The sequence below is a fragment of the Mesorhizobium sp. P160219 genome (genome assembly GCF_057786095.1).
Genome location: NZ_JBYNWG010000001.1, coordinates 311,125 through 327,643, shown reverse-complemented (window position 1 = coordinate 327,643; position 16,519 = coordinate 311,125). Strand labels below are relative to the sequence as shown.

Sequence of the window (16,519 nt, the reverse complement as noted above, 5' to 3'; positions counted from 1 at the left end):
TATCGCCAGTATCCCGCCAGCGACAGAAACTTTCCTCTTGACGCCTGAGGGTTGAACGCATATCGCCGTCCGTGGGCCACCCCTCCCCAACGAGGGGCCACTATCTGGAAGGATAGACCACGATGACGACGCATACGAAGCCCGGACTCCGTCCGGCAAATCCCAATTTCTCCTCAGGTCCCTGCGCAAAACGCCCCGGCTGGTCGGTCGAGGCGCTGAAGAATGCCGCGCTCGGCCGTTCCCACCGCGCCAAGATCGGCAAGACCAAGCTCGAGCAGGCGATCGAGCTGACGCGCGAAATTCTCCAGGTTCCGGCGGATTACCGTATCGGCATCGTGCCGGCGTCGGACACGGGTGCTGTCGAGATGGCGCTGTGGTCGCTGCTCGGTGAACGCGGTGTCGACATGGTGGCATGGGAAAGCTTTGGCTCGGGCTGGGTGACCGATGTCGTCAAGCAGCTGAAGCTCGCCGGTATCAGAAGGATCGAGGCAGGCTATGGCGAACTGCCGGATCTCACCAAGATCGATTTCGACCGCGATGTGGTCTTCACCTGGAACGGCACGACCTCAGGCGTGCGCGTGCCGAATGGCGATTTCATCCCGGCGGATCGCAAGGGCCTGACCATCTGCGATGCCACCTCAGCGGCATTCGCGCAAAAGCTCGATTTCCAGAAGCTCGATGTCGTCACCTTCTCCTGGCAGAAAGTGCTGGGCGGCGAGGGCGCACACGGCATGCTGATCCTGTCGCCTCGCGCCGTCGAGCGACTGGAAACCTACAAGCCGGCGTGGCCGCTGCCGAAAATCTTCCGCCTGACCTCGGGCGGCAAGCTGATCGAAGGCATCTTCAAGGGCGAGACCATCAACACGCCGTCGATGCTGTGCGTCGAGGACTATCTCGATGCGCTTCATTGGGCGAAGTCGATCGGCGGTCTCGATGCGTTGATTGCCAGAGCCGATGCCAATGCCGCCGTGCTCGATGGCTTTGTCGACAAGTCGTCCTGGCTCGGCCATCTCGCGGTCGATGCGGCGACACGGTCCAACACGTCCGTATGTCTGTCCTTCACCGACGCCGATGTCGCGGCGCTCGACGCCGACGGGCAGGCGGCCTTCGCCAAGGCGATCGTCTCTGTGCTCGACAAGGAAGGCGTCGCCTACGACATCGGCTCCTATCGTGACGCACCTTCCGGTCTGCGCATCTGGTGCGGCGCCACCGTCGAGACCTCCGATCTCGAGGCGCTGCTGCCCTGGCTCGACTGGGCCTTCGCCACGCAGAAGGCTTCGCTGAAGGCAGCAGCCTGAGATTTCGTGGTGGCCTGCGGGCCGCCCTTTCCCGACAATCCAATTCAAGGAGGCCGCCATGGCGCCCCGCGTTCTCGTCTCTGACAAACTCTCCACCACCGCCGTCCAAATATTCAAGGACCGCGGTATCGAGGTCGACTATTTGCCCGATCTCGGCAAGGACAAGGAAAAGCTGCTCGAAGTCATCGGCCAGTATGATGGCCTTGCCATCCGCTCGGCGACCAAGGTCACGGAAAAACTGATCAACGCAGCGACAAGACTCAAGGTCGTCGGCCGCGCCGGCATCGGTGTCGACAATGTCGACATCCCCGCGGCGAGCCGCAAGGGCATCATCGTGATGAACACGCCCTTCGGCAATTCGATCACCACGGCCGAACATGCGGTGGCGATGATCTTTGCACTCGCCCGGCAGATCCCGGAGGCCAATGCCTCGACCCATGCCGGCAAATGGGAAAAGAACCGCTTCATGGGCGTCGAGATCACCGGCAAGACGCTGGGCGTCATCGGCTGCGGCAATATCGGCTCGATCGTTGCCACGCGCGGCGTCGGCCTGAAGATGCATGTCGTCGCCTTCGATCCGTTCCTGTCGGACAAGCGCGCCGAGGAACTCGGCGTCGACAAGGTCGAGCTGGACGAGCTTTTCGCCCGCGCCGATTTCATCACGCTGCACACGCCGCTGACCGACAAGACGCGCAACATCATCGACGCGGCGGCGATCGCCAAAATGAAGAACGGCGTGCGCATCATCAATTGCGCGCGTGGCGGGCTCATCGTCGAAGCCGACCTGGTCGCGGCGCTGAAGAGCGGCAAGGTGGCGGGCGCCGGCGTCGATGTGTTCGAGGTCGAACCGGCGGAGAACAACGCGCTGTTCGGCATGGAGAATGTGGTGGCAACGCCGCATCTCGGCGCCTCGACAGCGGAAGCGCAGGAAAATGTCGCGCTCCAGGTGGCCGAGCAGATGGCCGACTATCTGATCAAGGGCGCGGTTTCGAATGCCATCAACATGCCCTCGATCACGGCCGAGGAAGCACCGCGGCTGAAGCCGTTCGTCAAGCTCGCCGAAGTGCTCGGCGCCTTTGTCGGCCAAGTCACCGAGGACCCGATCAACGAGGTCGAGATCCTGTTCGACGGCTCGACCGCGACGATGAACACGCGTGCCCTGATCAGTGCCGCGCTTGCCGGACTGATCCGGCCGCAGGTCGCCGACGTCAATATGGTGTCGGCGCCGATCATGGTGAAGGAGCGCGGCATCATCGTCGCCGAGGTCAAGCGCGACAAGTCGGGCGTGTTCGACGGCTACATCAAGCTGACGGTGAAGACCGAGCACATGACGCGCTCGATCGCCGGCACCTGCTTCTCCGACGGCAAGCCGCGCTTCATCCAGATCAAGGGCATCAATCTCGACGCCGAGGTCGGCCAGCACATGCTCTACACAACCAATGCCGATGCGCCCGGCATTATCGGCCTGCTCGGCACGGTGTGCGGCGAGAACGGCGTCAACATCGCCAACTTCCAGCTCGGCCGCAACCGGCCGGGCGGCGACGCGATTGCGCTGCTCTATCTCGACGCGCCGTTCCCGGAAAAAGTGCTGGAACAGGTCAAGGCGCACAAGTCGATAGACTCGGCCAAGCGGCTGCAGTTCGACGTCAACGCGATGTAGTTGACGTCGTGGCGGACGCGGCGGTCCTCCCCCCATCATTGGGGCGGCCGCCGCACAGGCCGGTTCAGGTCAATTCATCTGTGCCGTCGGAGACGCCCACGCGATGCCGATAGACCAATTCCCAGCCCTTCCAGCCTGTAAACAGCAGGACCAGAACCACGATCAGCGACAAGATAAAGCCGGTCGGGATCACAGCCGCCGCTCCACCGACATAACGCGAGTACCAGTTATAAAGCTCGATCAGCACGACGAGCACGTTGCCGCCGGCATGGAGCCATGCCGTCGTGAGATTGCGGATCTGAACATCGCCGAGAACGTCCGTCAGGCCGGTAAGAGCGGCCAAGGCGCCCATGATCAGGCCGGCGCCGAGAAGCCAAAGCGATCCGGTGACCCACCCGGGATCGGCTGTTTGCCAGAAAATCAGATCGCAAACGAAGGTGCCGACAAAGAAGGCGATCGGAAACGGAATCAGCATTGGATGAATGGGGTGACCGGCAATGCTTGCCGTGCTGCGAGGGTTATGGCTCATCTTGTTGCCTCCCACGCAAGCAAACTCCGCCAGAGGTAAAATGTTCCAGGTCGGCGCGCGGCAGCAGGCATCGCGACGGCGGCGCAGCGCGGCAGCAGCCAAATGTTATCCGCGGCGGTTCGGTGCCGCCATCTTGCGCCCGCTGTATTCGGCGAGCGAAATGCCGCCCAGCACCAGGACGAGCGCCAGCGCCTGGTAGAGCTGGAATGTCTCGCCGACGATCAGCACTGACAGCAGCGTGCCGAAGATCGGCACCAGATTGATGAACAGCCCGGCACGGTTGGCGCCGATCAGTTCGTTGCCCCTGATGTAAGTGATCTGCGAAATGACCGAGGCGCCGATCGCGGTATAGACGATGACCACCCAGCCGCTGATATCGGGGACGATAACCTTGCCGGCGGCGACCTCCCACAGGAAGAACGGCAGCGAGGTGATGAGGGCAGCGATCGCCAGGGACGACATCAGGCTCTGCCAGCGCATCACCGGCTTCAGCCGCAGCCCGACCGAATAACCGCTGTAGAGGACGACCGCGACCAGCATGATGGCGTCGCCGAAATTGAGTTCCAATGTGAGCAGCCGGCGCGGATCGCCGTGGCAGGCAGTCAAGATGACGCCGAAGATGGTCAGCACCACGCCCGCAATCTGAGCCCAGCTCACGCGCAGGCGGAAGAAGAAGAAATTGGCAATGATGATCAAGACCGGCATCGCCGCCTGTTCGATCGAGACATTGATCGCCGTTGTGTAGTTGAGCGCGGTGTAGAAAATGGTGTTGAACAGAGTGAAGCCGCTGGCGCCAAGTGCAGCCAGGACGAACCAGTGTTTGCGCACCACCGGCCAGTCCTCCCTGATCGTGCGCCAGCCGATCGGCAGCAGGATCGCGACGGCCAGCACCCAGCGCAGGAAGACCAGCGTCATCGGCGAGACGTGACCGACCGCCAGCTTGCCGGCGACGGAATTGCCGCCCCACAGCAAGGTGGTCAGCAGCAGGAACAGGTAGGCGCGTCGATGCATGCGGGATTCCGGCCGCCTGGGAAGTTGTGTTTGCCGGCCTATTGCCCCCGCCGACGCAAGTAAATGATGTCAAAGCCGAAAATTGTTGTGCCTCAGGGCATTTTCGACGGCAAAGAAAGGTCGCGCTTGCGAGGTCTTGACGCTATAGAGGCCTGTCGTTTCGAACCATATCCAGGCCGCCAGGGCGGCATCTCAAGGGAAAAGAAACATGGCCAATGTGGTGGTCGTCGGCTCGCAATGGGGCGACGAAGGCAAGGGCAAGATCGTCGACTGGTTGTCGGAGCGCGCCGACGTGGTCGTGCGCTTCCAGGGCGGCCACAATGCCGGCCATACGCTGGTCGTCGACGGCAAGGTCTACAAACTGTCGCTGCTGCCGTCGGGCGTGGTGCGGCAAGGCAAGCTGTCGATCATCGGCAATGGCGTCGTCTTCGACCCGCACGCCTTTGTCGCCGAAGTGGCAAAACTCAAGGCGCAAGGCGTCGAGGTCACGCCGGACCGCCTGAAAATAGCCGAAAACACGGCGCTTATCCTGTCGCTGCACCGGGAGCTGGACGGATTCCGCGAGGACGCCGCCTCCAATTCCGGGACGAAAATTGGCACGACGCGTCGTGGCATCGGCCCAGCCTATGAAGACAAGGTGGGCCGGCGCGCGGTTCGGGTGATGGATCTGGCGGATTTGGAAACGCTGCCTCTCAAGGTCGACAGGCTGCTGACGCATCACAATGCGCTGCGTCGCGGGCTTGGCCATGGCGAAGTCACGCATGAGGCGATCATGACCGAGCTGACCTCGGTCGCCGATGAGATCCTGCCCTATATGGACCGCGTCTGGAAAATCCTCGACGACAAGCGCCGCGCCGGCGAACGCATCCTGTTCGAGGGCGCGCAAGGCACGCTGCTCGACATCGACCACGGCACCTATCCGTTCGTCACCTCGTCCAACACCGTTGCCGGCCAGGCAGCCGCCGGCTCGGGGGTGGGCCCCGGCGCCATCGGCTATGTCCTGGGCATCACCAAGGCCTATACGACGCGTGTCGGCGAAGGCCCGTTCCCGACCGAGCAGAAGAACGAGATCGGCGAATTTCTCGGTACGCGTGGCCACGAATTCGGCGTCGTCACCGGGCGCAAACGCCGTTGCGGCTGGTTCGACGCCGTGCTGGTGCGCCAGGCCGTCGCCGTCAACGGTATCAAGGGCATCGCCCTGACCAAACTCGACGTGCTCGACGGGCTGGATGAGATCAAGGTCTGCACCGGCTACCGTCTCGACGGCGAAACGATCGACTATCTGCCGGCCAGCCAGGGCGCGCAGGCGCGTGTCGAGCCGGTCTACGAGACGCTCGAAGGCTGGAAAGGCACCACAGCCGGCGCGCGCAGCTGGAACGACCTTCCGGCGCAGGCCGTCAAATATGTCCGTTACATCGAGGAGCTGATCGGGGCACCCGTCGCGCTCCTTTCCACCAGCCCGGAACGGGACGACACGATACTTGTGACCGATCCGTTTCAAGACTAGTTTTCTGAAGCCTTTCCGGGCATCGCGGCCGATTTGCGGGGGCCGGCGCGGAAACAAAATACAGGTCGACTGAAGCATGGCAGATTTCGTTGCTATTCTGAAAAAGGCGCTCGACAAGCACGGCGACGAAACGCCCGAAAAGCGTACGCGGATCTATGAAAGCGTTCGTACCATGCTGGCGAAGAAGCTTGCGGAGTATTCGCCGCCGCTGGCCGCCGAAGCCATAAGCACGCAGAAGCGATCCCTGGAAGATGCCATCTCGAGCGTCGAGCGCGACTATGCCAGGGCGGTGCCGGCATCCGATCCGCTGGCGGAGCTGGAGCACATCTTCTCCTCCATAGACCGCAACAAGAACCAGTCCAGTCATGTAAAGCCTTCCGCCACGCCTGCGCCGGCCTGGCAGCCGGCGAAACCCGTGCAGCCGGCGCCGACCGCCAGGACAGAGCCGAGCTGGCAGAGGCCCGCGCCGACACCGCCGTCGCCTGCGCGTGCAGAAACCATCGACAAGCAAGCCGTGGAGCTGGACGCCGACGACGACAGCGCCGATGTGTTCGCCAATGACGAGCAGCCGGTCGCGGACACGTTCCAGCGCCTGCGCCCAGCCGAGCGCAGGCGCAGCTATGGCGGGTTGATCGCGGCTGTCGTCGCGCTTCTGGTGGTCGCCGGCGGCGGCTATGGCATCTGGCTGAACAAGGATGCCTTTGGCTCGATGCTGGGCCTCGGCGGCGACACCAAGACGGTCTCGACCGAACCGCTGGTAAAGCCGGCGCCGGCCAAGCCCGCGGCCGATGCACCGGCACCGGCCGCTGCCGGCGAGGGAACGAAGTTCACCCAGCGCCTGTCGCCCGAAGGCGGTGAAACCGACCCCGGTCCCGCGGCCGGTCAAAGCGGCATCGGCGAGGGCGAGTCCGTCGCCGCGCTGACCACACCGCCACCCCCGGCTCCAGCGCCACCTGCGGCTCCAGCGCCTGCGACCCCGCCGGCCGGCGACGCCGCAGCCACGGGCGCGCCCGCCGCGCCGGCGCCCGACGCTTCCGCCACGCCACCGGCAACGCCGCCCGCCGATGGCGCCGCTCCGCCGCCCAATGGGGCAGCACCGGCTGATGCCGCCGCCACGCCGCCCGCGACCGGCACGCCGCCCGCGGCGCCGGCGGCCGCCGCTTCCGAGCCCACCGTTGCGGTCGGCCAGAAGGCGATCTTCTACGAGGAACGCACCTCGACCGCGCAAGGATCGGCCGAACCCGGCAGCATCGTCTGGTCGCTGGTGCAGGAATCCCCCGGCGGCGACCTGCCGCCTGAGCCGGCGATCCGCGCCGAGGCGACCATTCCCGGCAAGGACATCCAGCTGCGCATGACCATCCGCCGCAATACCGACCAGACGCTGCCGGCCAGCCACATCATCGAGATGATCTTCCTGACGCCCGAGGGCTTTGACGGCGGTGGCGTCGACAACATCCTGCGCGTCGCCATGAAGAGTTCGGAACAGGATGCCGGCAGCCCGCTGATCGGCATTCCGGCCAAGATCGCCGACGGCTTCTTCCTGGTGGCGCTCAACGACACCAAGGCCGACGAGGACGCCAATATGACCTTGCTTCGAGGCCAGGACTGGATCGACGTGCCGGTGGTCTACAAGACCGGACGCCGGGCGCTGCTGACCATGGAAAAGGGCATTCCGGGCGAGAAGGTGTTCGACGAGGCGCTGAAGGCCTGGCAGGCCAAGACGGCAGGTTGACGGGCGGCAGTAGCGGCTGCCTTCGCTCAGAAGCCCTGGAACAGCATGTCGAGCGCGGCGACGATGTCGTCGTGATGTCTAGAAAGGTTTCCCTCTGGCATCCGCAATTCGGACGCGCTGAAGGCCGACACAAACTGTGTGACCATCACAAGATCTTTGCCGTTTATAGCGAAGGTCGGGTTCAGGCGGCGGCCAGGAAGCGGGGCAATCTCGGGCGGCATCAAAGGAACGACCACCCTCGTGCTCAGCCCTTCAAGCATATCTGACTGCACGTCGAGAAGATAACCGTCGCTCTCGGTACTCCGATAGAAATCGTAACGCGCCATCAGAACGGCCGGTGTTTAGCCAATGGCAGTCCGTTCTTTCGGACATATTCGTTGGAGCTTTCGATGGCTTCCCAGTTTTCTTCTTGCCATCGACGCGTTTTCTCCGCCGCAATCGCTTTCGCGATCCCTGCTTCGGCAGCGCGGGAGATGTTGATGCCCAACGCTTTGGCGTCCTTGATCAACTGAGAGTCAATGGACGTGTTGACAGAGGTCCGCTGAGTTTTTGGCGTCGATTGAAGCACGGAGATGCCTCCTTTCATGCGCACAATATACGCGCATAAAAGACCGCAGGCAATGCTACCCCTCCATCTCCTCACGCAGCATTTCCAGCTCCAGCCACTCTTCCTCGAGTGCGGCCAGCGTGGCGCGTTCCTTGTCGAGGGCGGCGATGGTCTTTTGGAACGAGGCCGGGTCGCGCTCGTAATAGGCGGGATCGGCAATGTTGTTTTCCAACCGCGAGATCGAGGCCATTACCGCCTCGATCTTCTTGGGCAAGGATTCCAGGGCGAATTTCTGCTTGAACGACAGTTTCTTCGACGGCCCTTTTGGCGCTGCCGGCTCGCTCTTGCCCGGCGCCGGCGCATCGCTGGTTTCGGCCTTGGCGCGCGCCTTGCGGTCGTCGAGCCGGGTGCCGCCGCGCTGCGCCAGCATGTCGGAATAGCCACCGGCATATTCGATCCAGCGGCCGCCTCCGTCCGGGGCGATGATGCTGGTGACGGTGCGGTCGAGGAAGTCGCGGTCGTGGCTGACCAGGATGACCGTGCCGGCAAAGCCGGCGACAAGTTCCTGCAACAGTTCCAGCGTCTCCATGTCGAGATCGTTGGTCGGCTCGTCGAGCACCAGAAGGTTGGCCGGCCGCGCCAGAACACGCGCCAGGAGCAGCCGCGCCCGTTCGCCGCCGGACAGCTCGCGCACCGGGGTGCGCGCCTGTTCCGGCTTGAACAGGAAATCCTTCATGTAGGACACGACATGGCGCTGCTCGCCATTGATGACGAGGTTTTCGCCGCGCCCGTCCGTGAGATACTGCGCCAGGGTCTCGGCCGGATCGACCGCCTCGCGCTTCTGGTCGAGCGTGGCGATTTCCAGATTGGTGCCGAGCCGCACCGAGCCGGCATCGGGCTTCATCTCGCCGGTGAGCATCTTCAACAGCGTCGTCTTGCCGGCGCCGTTCGGCCCGACAAGGCCGACGCGATCGCCGCGCTGGATGCGGGTCGAGAAGCCCTTGACCACGGTCAGGTCGCCAAAACTCTTCTCGATGTTCTTGGCCTCAATCACCAGCTTGCCGGATTCGGCGGCGTCGCTGGCCACCATGGTCGCCGAGCCCTCGGCGCCGCGATGGCCGCGAAAACGCTGGCGCATGGTCTGCAGTTCGCCCAGGCGGCGCATGTTGCGTTTGCGGCGAGCCGTCACGCCATAGCGCAGCCAATGCTCCTCGCGCACGATCTGGCGGCCGAGCTTGTGCTGTTCGCGCTCTTCCTCTTCCAGCACAAGGTCGCGCCATTCCTCGAAATGGCCAAAGCCCTTGTCGAGGCGGCGGGTCTGGCCACGGTCGAGCCAGACAGTGGCGCGCGAGACGCGTTCGAGGAAGCGACGGTCGTGCGAGATGACGATCAGCGCCGAAGACGTCCGGACAAGCTCTTCTTCCAGCCATTCGATGACCGACAAATCGAGATGGTTCGTCGGCTCATCAAGCAGCAGAATATCGGGTTCGGGCGCCATGACGCGGGCAAGTGCTGCGCGGCGCGCCTCGCCGCCGGAGAGATCGTTGGGGTTCTCCGTGCCGGCGAGGCCGAGATGCTCCATCAGATATGTGGCGCGGTAGGGATCGTCGGCAGGCCCAAGCCCGGCCTCGACATAGGCGCGCACATTGGCAAAGCCGTCCATGTCGGGCATTTGCGGGAGATAGCGCACCGTTGCCGAAGGCTGGCGGAAGACCTCGCCGTCTTGCGGCTCGATCAGACCAGCAGCAATCTTCAGGAGCGTCGACTTGCCGGAGCCGTTGCGGCCGACGAGCGCGATCTTGTCACCGGCGGACGCCGTCAGTTCGGCGCCATCGAGCAGCGGCGTGCCGCCAAAGGTCAGTCTTATGCCGTCGAGGTTGAGAAGGGGCGGGGCCATGTCAGCTTTCAGGCAAGGGGTAGGGGTGGGCGAGCAGCAGCGCGCGGCCATGGCCGAGCGCGATTTCGAGGCCGCCCCCGGTCGTGTTGGACTTGACCTCGTTCGAGATGGTCAGCGACGAGCCGAACACGACCTCGACATGGTCGAGCGGCCACTTCGCGCCGGACACGGTGAGGCCCGAAAGATCGGAAAAGCCGAGCACCGAAAACAGCGTTCCGTCGGCATAGTCGAAGCCGGCCTTGCCAGGCAGCAGAGGGGCGCCTTCCTGCGCTCCGCTGGTCAACAGCAATTTTGTGCCGGCCTCGGCCAGCCGCAGGCTGAGCGCCAGATGGAGGAAGGCGTGGTCGGCGCGCTTGCCGCCGAAAGCGCCGGCCAGCACCAGGCTGGTGGCGCCGCGTTCCAATGCCGCCGCGATCGCCAGTTCGCCATCGGTCTTGTCCTTTTCGGGAGGAAACACCTCCCGCGGCACGGCGGCGAGATCGGCAGGCAGGTCCGCCGGCACGGAATCGAAATCGCCGACCCACAGCTCCGGCATCACGCCGAGCAGGCGGGCATGATCGATGCCGGCGTCGGCGGCGATGACGCGCGTGCCCGCGACCTGGCGGTCGAGCCGCGGCGTGCGGACGAGATCGCCGCCAAGCAGGATGGTGAATGTGCTCATATCCGCTGGCCCTTACCAGCCCCGCCGACGAAACGGAAGGCCGAGCGGCACCGTCACTCTTTGTTGGAGCATGATCTTTTTCCGGAAACGGATTCCACTTTCCGGGATCACGCTCGGGCAAACTTCCACTTGCGTGGCACCTTGGCCGGGCCTATGTGTCGAAACGCTCTAACGGGGTGCCGGACGCGATCTTCGCGGACCGGCTGAGAGGCAGTCTCGCCAACCCGCTGAACCTGATCCGGTTTGTACCGGCGGAGGGATTAGACGCTTCGGACAGCCCGACGCCTCAATTCCTTTCAACACGAATGAAGGAGGCGCCGATGCGCATTTTTTTGTCCCGTCTTGTCCCAGCGCTGGGGCTTGCTGTTTCGCTACTGGCAAGCCCTGCGTGCGCGCAGGAAAAACTCACGATCTATACCTATGAGAGTTTCACTGCCGACTGGGGTCCAGGCCCCCAGGTGAAGAAGGAATTCGAGGCCGAGTGTGGCTGCAGCGTCGACTTCGTCTCGGTCGCCGACGGCGTCGCACTTCTCAACCGCGTCAAGCTCGAAGGTGCCTCGACCAAGGCCGATATCGTGCTTGGTCTCGACACCAACCTCACCGCGGAAGCCAAGGCTTCCGGCCTGTTTGTCCCACATGGCGCGGTGGCTGAAAACAACGTGCCGGGCGGCTGGAGCGACGACACTTTCGTGCCCTACGATTATGGTTATTTCGCCGTCGTCTACGACACCGAAAAGCTGAAGAGCCCGCCGAAGAGCCTGAAGGAACTGGTCGAGGGCGATGCCGCCGACAAGATCGTCATCCAGGATCCGAGGACGTCGACGCCGGGCCTCGGCCTGCTGCTGTGGGTCAAGTCGGTCTATGGCGACAAGGCGCCGGAAGCCTGGGCGAAACTCAAGGGCAAAGTGCTGACGGTGACGCCGGGCTGGAGCGAGGCCTATGGCCTGTTCTCCAAGGGCGAGGCGCCGATGGTGCTTTCCTATACGACGTCGCCGGCCTACCACATGGTGGCCGAGAACACCGGGCGCTACCAGGCGGCCTCGTTCGAGGAAGGCGAGTATCTGCAGGTCGAGGTCGCCGGCATCACCACCACGGGCGCGAAGAACCCGCTGGCGGCGAAGTTCCTGGCCTTCATGACCGGGCCGAAATTCCAGGATGTCATTCCGGAGACCAACTGGATGTTCCCGGCCGGGAAAACCGACAAGCCGCTCAATCCGGCTTTTGATAGGCTGGTCAAGCCGGCGAAGACCTTGCTGTTCAGCCCGGAAGAGGTCGCGGCAAATCGCAAGGCCTGGGTGGATGAATGGCTGGCGGTGATGAGCAAGTAGATTTGGCTGTATAGTCAAAAGATGAGTGCTCTACGGCGCCCCCCTCTGTCCTGCCGGACATCTCCCCCACGAGGGGGGAGATTGGCCTTTACGTTGACTTTCGCCAATCTCCGAAGCTGCAGGAATGAGCGGAGCGCTAAAACCGCCAATCTCCCCCCTCGTGGGGGAGATGTCCGGCAGGACAGAGGGGGGCGCGAAGGAACGCGACGCCCGGTAAAGAGTGCAACGCTCTGACCCCCGCATCACGGCCGGCATTGTCGCGCTTGCGGCAATCGCGCTGCTGATCGGTGGCGCCTTCGCCGGCCTTATCCGCGAAGGCGCGCACGACCTTTCCGGCGCCGCGTCCGCCTTTGACCTCTATCTCCTGCGCGTTGTCCGCTTCACGCTCTGGCAGGCTGCGCTCTCGATGCTGCTTTCCGCCGTACCGGCGCTGTTCGTCGCCCGGGCGCTGTCGCGGCATCCGCGCTTCTTCGGACGCGGCTTCATCCTGCAGCTGTTTACTGTGCCCCTTGCCTTGCCGGCGATTGTCGCAGCGCTGGGCATACTGGCGCTCTATGGCCGCGCCGGTTATTTCGCCGCGATCGGTGGCCAGAGCTGGCCCGACATCTATGGGCTGCCGGGCATCCTCGTCGCCCACGTCTTCTTCAACCTGCCGCTGGCCACCCGGCTGTTCCTCGAAGCGCTGGGAACGGTGCCGGCCGATCAATGGCGGCTGGCGAGCCAGCTCGGCATGGGGGCGAGGCCAGCCTTCCGGCTGATCGAGTGGCCGGTGCTGCGCGCCGCGCTGCCGGGCGTCGCCGGGCTTGTCTTCATGCTTTGCATCACCTCCTTCACCATCGTGCTGATCCTCGGCGGCGGGCCGGCGGCGACGACGCTGGAAGTCGCCATCTATCAGGCGCTGCGTTTCGACTTCGATCCGGCGCGAGCGGTGACGCTGACGGTGCTGCAGATCGCGCTGACTTTTGCCGTCATGCTGGCGCTGACGCGGCTCGGCGCCAATGTGACCGGCGACGCCAATTTGCCTGTCGCGCCGCGCCGCTATCACTTGGCCGGCAAAGCAGAAACAGCGTTCAACGCCGTCCTGATCGTGCTCGCCTTGCTGTTCGTCGCCGGACCAATGGCGGCCACCGTCGCGTCCGGCCTCGACGCCGATCTCGGCCGGCTGGCGGGCGAGAGTGCCGTGCGTCAGGCGACGCTGACCAGCGCCGGTCTCGCCTTCTCGGCGGCGCTACTTTCGGTGGCGCTGTCGCTGTCGCTGATCATGGCGCGTCGGGCATTGTCGCTGCGCCGCCGGTCCAGTGCCCGTTCATTGCTCGAGCATGCCACCGACACCGGCGCCGGCTTCGTCCTCGTCGTGCCGCCCGTCGTCATCGGCGCCGGCTGGTTTCTCCTGCTGCGCACGGTCAGCGATGTCTTTGCCATCGCGCCGGTCATGGTCGTCACCGTCAATGCGGTGATGGCGATGCCCTTTGCCATCCGCGCGATGCGCCCGGCCTATGATGCGGCGAGCGAGCGCCATGAGAGGCTGTGCGCGCAGCTCGGGATTGCGGGCTGGAACCGGCTGCTTCTGGTCGACTGGCCGTCGCTCCGGCGGCCGCTGGCCACCGGCTTTGCCTTCGCCATGGCGCTGTCGCTCGGCGATCTCGGCGTCATCGCGCTGTTCGGCAGCGATTCGGTGCAGACCTTGCCCTATCTCCTGCTGGCGCGCATGGGCAGCTATCGCACGGCCGATGCTGCCGGGCTGGCTTTGCTGCTCGGGGCGGTCTGCCTTGCATTGGTGGTCGCGGCAGACTGGCTGGGACGGGGAGAGAGATCGTGACGTCCGCTGTGGAGAAAGGCACGACTGTCCGGCTGGACACGGTCTCGTTCAGCTATGGCGAAACGTCATTCCTGTTCGATGTCGAATTCGATACATCGAAGATCACCGCCATCATGGGGGCAAGTGGTTCGGGCAAATCGACCTTGCTCAATCTGGTGGCTGGTTTCGAGACGCCAGAGTCCGGTCGTGTGCTGATCGGCGGCGCCGATGTCGGCGCCGAGCCGCCTTCGGTGCGGCCGGTGTCGATGGTATTCCAGGAAAACAATCTGTTTGCTCATCTCTCGGTGGAGAGGAATGTCGGGCTCGGCCGCTCGCCATCGCTCAACCTGACCGACGCCGATCGCGCCGCAATCGCCGAGGCGCTTGACCGCGTCGGCCTGGCCGGCAAGGAAATGCGCCTGCCGCGCGAACTCTCCGGCGGCGAAAGGCAGCGCGTGGCGCTCGCCCGCGTTCTGGTGCGCGACCGGCCGGTGCTGCTGCTCGACGAGCCGTTCGCTTCGCTCGGGCCAGCGCTGCGCGACGACATGCTCGACCTGGTGGCCGGCGTTCATGCCGAGCGGGCGATGACGGTGCTGTTCGTCACGCATCAGCCGGAAGACGCTCGCCGTATCGGCGAGCAGATGGTTTTTCTGGACAATGGCAGGGTTGCCGCGACGGGACCTGCCGCCGATTTTTTCGACGGCACTGGCCCTGAAGCGTTTCGGCGCTATATCGGCGCAAGTTCGGGCGGATCACGCGATATTGCCCGGAAGCGGACATAATTTACGACCAAACCGGCTACAGGTGATGTGGCGCTTGCTTGCCATGGTCCAGTCGATGTGGCTAGGTCCGCTTAGTACTGGTCCGGCACGAGCCGTGATTTGCCCCTACAGCGCCGCACCCGGCCGGATGCGTAAACGCTGTAGGTTTTTTGATGTGTGCAGGATTGCCAACGAAAACCGATTTTTCGCTGGCGCGGACCCCGGTCCAAATCATGCGCCGAGAGCTGAAGGAACGCCGTGCTGCCGACCGGCACTGACACTTTGAAACGCAGACCGCTGGTGCGCTTCCTCGTGCTGGCCGGCCTTGCCGTGGCGCTGGCCAGCTGCCAGATGTTCACGCCTCCCGAAGTGCAGGAATCCGGCTTCCAGCCTTCCGACAAGCCGATCACGGTCGACAATGTCGCCGCCAACAGCAAGCTTGCCGAACTGGCGAAGGCGCAACATCCGCGCATCCTTGCCACCTATGGCGGCGAATATTCCGATCCCAAGCTCGAGCGCATGGTGGCCAAGGTTGTCGGCAGCCTGACCGTGGTGTCGGCCAATCCGACCCAGACCTATCGCATCACCATCCTCAATTCGCCCAACGTCAACGCTTTCGCGCTGCCGGGTGGCTATCTCTACGTCACCCGCGGCCTGCTGGCGCTGGCCAATGATTCGGCCGAACTCGCCGCCGTCATCGCGCATGAGATGGGCCACGTCACCGCCAATCACGGTCTGCAGCGACAGCAGCTCGAGGCCGAGGAAGGCCTGGCGACCAAGGTGGTCTCCGATGTGCTGGGCGACAGCCCGACCGCCAAGCAGGCATTGATCCGCGGCAAGCTGAGGCTGGCGCAGTTCTCGCGCAACCAGGAGCTGGAGGCAGACGCCATCGGCATCAAGTCGATCGGCGAGGCGGGTTACGATCCCTATGCCGCCGGGCGTTTCCTGCAGTCGATGTCGGCCTACACCGATTTCCGCTCGATCAGCGGCGCCACCGACGCCAGCCTCGACTTCCTGGCCACGCACCCCAACACGCCGCAGCGAATTGATCTGGCGCAGCGCCACGCCCGCCAGTTCGGCGCGCCGGGCATCGGCACCCGCGACCGCGATTCCTTCCTGGCCGGGATAGACGGCCTGCTCTATGGCGACACGCCGGAAGAGGGCTATGTGCGCGGCCAGACCTTCCTGCATCCGGGCCTCGGCGTTTCGTTCACGGTGCCCGACGGCTTCATCATCGACAATTCGGCGGCGGCGGTGACGGCGACCGGTCCCGGCGACATGGCGATCCGCTTCGACGGTGTGTCGATCGACAAGGATCGTGCGCTGACCGACTACATCAGAAGCGGCTGGGTGGCCGGTCTCGACGAGACCAGTGTGCGCCAGGAGACGATCGACGGCAACCAGGCGGCGACCGCGCACGCCGGCGCCGATGGCTGGCAGTTCGACATTGCGGTGATCCGCGCCGGCGGTCAGGTCTACCGGCTTTTGACAGCGGCCCCCTCGGCCAGCACGACACTCGATCCGGTGGCACGCTCGGTCAGCGGTTCGTTCCGCGTGCTCAGCCCCGCCGAGAAGGCGGCACTGAAGCCGCTGCATATCCGCGTCGTCACGGTACAGGCCGGGCAGACGATGGGCACACTTTCGGCGCAGATGGTCGGCGTCGACCGCAAGCTCGATCTGTTCCGCGTGCTCAACGCGATGTCGCCGGGCGCCTCGGTTTCGGCCGGCGACAAGGTCAAGATCGTCACGGACAGATAGCGCCGGTCTTCGTCAGAAACCCCAGCCTTCGT

The 16,519-nt window shown here is 64.4% G+C and carries 14 protein-coding genes and 1 riboswitch; of the genes, 8 read left to right on the top strand and 6 right to left on the bottom strand.

Going from position 1 to position 16,519, the window contains the following annotated elements; all coding sequences use genetic code 11:
• Positions 1–122 precede the first annotated feature (122 nt).
• On the top strand, positions 123–1,298 hold the full coding sequence (locus AC3EMP_RS01640) for a phosphoserine transaminase (protein ID WP_023733021.1): 1,176 nt from the start codon (positions 123–125) through the stop codon (positions 1,296–1,298).
• A 58-nt stretch (positions 1,299–1,356) separates the two neighbouring features.
• Complete coding sequence (serA, locus tag AC3EMP_RS01635) at positions 1,357–2,958, top strand: phosphoglycerate dehydrogenase (protein ID WP_023699182.1); 1,602 nt, start codon at positions 1,357–1,359, stop codon at positions 2,956–2,958.
• Between the two features lie 64 nt (positions 2,959–3,022).
• On the opposite strand, the gene AC3EMP_RS01630 is transcribed toward serA, so the two are convergent.
• Both AC3EMP_RS01630 and AC3EMP_RS01625 read right to left on the bottom strand, forming a co-directional pair.
• Positions 3,023–3,487, bottom strand: coding sequence for a DUF2231 domain-containing protein (locus tag AC3EMP_RS01630; RefSeq protein WP_023733022.1), 465 nt, complete (start codon positions 3,485–3,487; stop codon positions 3,023–3,025).
• A 105-nt stretch (positions 3,488–3,592) separates the two neighbouring features.
• Complete coding sequence (locus tag AC3EMP_RS01625) at positions 3,593–4,498, bottom strand: DMT family transporter (RefSeq protein ID WP_023733023.1); 906 nt, start codon at positions 4,496–4,498, stop codon at positions 3,593–3,595.
• Positions 4,499–4,706: 208 nt separating this feature from the next.
• Here AC3EMP_RS01625 and AC3EMP_RS01620 point away from each other — a divergent pair, with 208 nt between their 5' ends.
• The gene (locus AC3EMP_RS01620) at positions 4,707–6,005 is read left to right on the top strand and encodes an adenylosuccinate synthase (protein WP_023684197.1); all 1,299 of its coding nucleotides are present in this window, start codon (positions 4,707–4,709) and stop codon (positions 6,003–6,005) included.
• Between the two features lie 76 nt (positions 6,006–6,081).
• The gene (locus AC3EMP_RS01615; RefSeq protein ID WP_352652198.1) at positions 6,082–7,737 is read left to right on the top strand and encodes a hypothetical protein; all 1,656 of its coding nucleotides are present in this window, start codon (positions 6,082–6,084) and stop codon (positions 7,735–7,737) included.
• Between the two features lie 26 nt (positions 7,738–7,763).
• Here AC3EMP_RS01615 and AC3EMP_RS01610 read toward each other — a convergent pair whose 3' ends face one another.
• From AC3EMP_RS01610 to AC3EMP_RS01595, 4 genes are read right to left on the bottom strand one after another with little or no spacing between them, the layout of a single operon-like run.
• Positions 7,764–8,063, bottom strand: a complete 300-nt coding sequence (locus tag AC3EMP_RS01610) for a CcdB family protein (RefSeq protein WP_023673676.1) — start codon at positions 8,061–8,063, stop codon at positions 7,764–7,766.
• Entirely contained in the window at positions 8,063–8,305 is a 243-nt protein-coding gene (locus AC3EMP_RS01605; RefSeq protein ID WP_031215587.1) for a type II toxin-antitoxin system CcdA family antitoxin, read from the bottom strand. The genes AC3EMP_RS01610 and AC3EMP_RS01605 overlap by 1 nt, the downstream gene beginning before the upstream one ends.
• Positions 8,306–8,360: 55 nt before the next feature.
• Positions 8,361–10,181 carry an ABC-F family ATP-binding cassette domain-containing protein gene (locus tag AC3EMP_RS01600; RefSeq protein WP_023734763.1) on the bottom strand — a complete coding sequence of 607 codons (1,821 nt, stop codon included), beginning with the start codon at positions 10,179–10,181 and terminating at the stop codon, positions 8,361–8,363.
• Position 10,182: 1 nt separating this feature from the next.
• Positions 10,183–10,842 carry a thiamine diphosphokinase gene (locus tag AC3EMP_RS01595; RefSeq protein ID WP_023690494.1) on the bottom strand — a complete coding sequence of 220 codons (660 nt, stop codon included), beginning with the start codon at positions 10,840–10,842 and terminating at the stop codon, positions 10,183–10,185.
• 162 nt (positions 10,843–11,004) lie between these two features.
• Positions 11,005–11,119, top strand: a riboswitch (TPP riboswitch).
• Between the two features lie 43 nt (positions 11,120–11,162).
• On the opposite strand from AC3EMP_RS01595, the gene thiB reads away from it, so the two are divergent.
• From thiB to AC3EMP_RS01575, 4 genes are all read left to right on the top strand, one after another.
• Positions 11,163–12,170: a thiamine ABC transporter substrate binding subunit gene (gene thiB / locus AC3EMP_RS01590; protein WP_023754101.1), complete on the top strand. Its 1,008-nt coding sequence runs from the start codon at positions 11,163–11,165 to the stop codon at positions 12,168–12,170.
• Positions 12,171–12,390: 220 nt separating this feature from the next.
• Complete coding sequence (gene thiP, locus AC3EMP_RS01585; RefSeq protein WP_023754102.1) at positions 12,391–13,989, top strand: thiamine/thiamine pyrophosphate ABC transporter permease; 1,599 nt, start codon at positions 12,391–12,393, stop codon at positions 13,987–13,989.
• Positions 13,986–14,750 (top strand): thiamine ABC transporter ATP-binding protein, encoded by a 765-nt coding sequence (gene thiQ / locus AC3EMP_RS01580; protein WP_027050812.1) that lies wholly within the window; start codon positions 13,986–13,988, stop codon positions 14,748–14,750. The genes thiP and thiQ overlap by 4 nt, the downstream gene beginning before the upstream one ends.
• A 330-nt stretch (positions 14,751–15,080) precedes the next feature.
• Positions 15,081–16,487 (top strand): M48 family metalloprotease, encoded by a 1,407-nt coding sequence (locus tag AC3EMP_RS01575; RefSeq protein WP_245260137.1) that lies wholly within the window; start codon positions 15,081–15,083, stop codon positions 16,485–16,487.
• The last annotated feature ends 32 nt before the right edge of the window (positions 16,488–16,519 follow it).

Coding starts and splice junctions, on each gene's coding strand:
- AC3EMP_RS01640 (WP_023733021.1), top strand. CDS start 123: ATGACGACGCATACGAAGCCCGGACTCCGTCCGGCAAATCCCAATTTC.
- serA (WP_023699182.1), top strand. CDS start 1,357: ATGGCGCCCCGCGTTCTCGTCTCTGACAAACTCTCCACCACCGCCGTC.
- AC3EMP_RS01630 (WP_023733022.1), bottom strand. CDS start 3,487: ATGAGCCATAACCCTCGCAGCACGGCAAGCATTGCCGGTCACCCCATT.
- AC3EMP_RS01625 (WP_023733023.1), bottom strand. CDS start 4,498: ATGCATCGACGCGCCTACCTGTTCCTGCTGCTGACCACCTTGCTGTGG.
- AC3EMP_RS01620 (WP_023684197.1), top strand. CDS start 4,707: ATGGCCAATGTGGTGGTCGTCGGCTCGCAATGGGGCGACGAAGGCAAG.
- AC3EMP_RS01615 (WP_352652198.1), top strand. CDS start 6,082: ATGGCAGATTTCGTTGCTATTCTGAAAAAGGCGCTCGACAAGCACGGC.
- AC3EMP_RS01610 (WP_023673676.1), bottom strand. CDS start 8,063: ATGGCGCGTTACGATTTCTATCGGAGTACCGAGAGCGACGGTTATCTT.
- AC3EMP_RS01600 (WP_023734763.1), bottom strand. CDS start 10,181: ATGGCCCCGCCCCTTCTCAACCTCGACGGCATAAGACTGACCTTTGGC.
- AC3EMP_RS01595 (WP_023690494.1), bottom strand. CDS start 10,842: ATGAGCACATTCACCATCCTGCTTGGCGGCGATCTCGTCCGCACGCCG.
- thiB (WP_023754101.1), top strand. CDS start 11,163: ATGCGCATTTTTTTGTCCCGTCTTGTCCCAGCGCTGGGGCTTGCTGTT.
- AC3EMP_RS01575 (WP_245260137.1), top strand. CDS start 15,081: ATGTTCACGCCTCCCGAAGTGCAGGAATCCGGCTTCCAGCCTTCCGAC.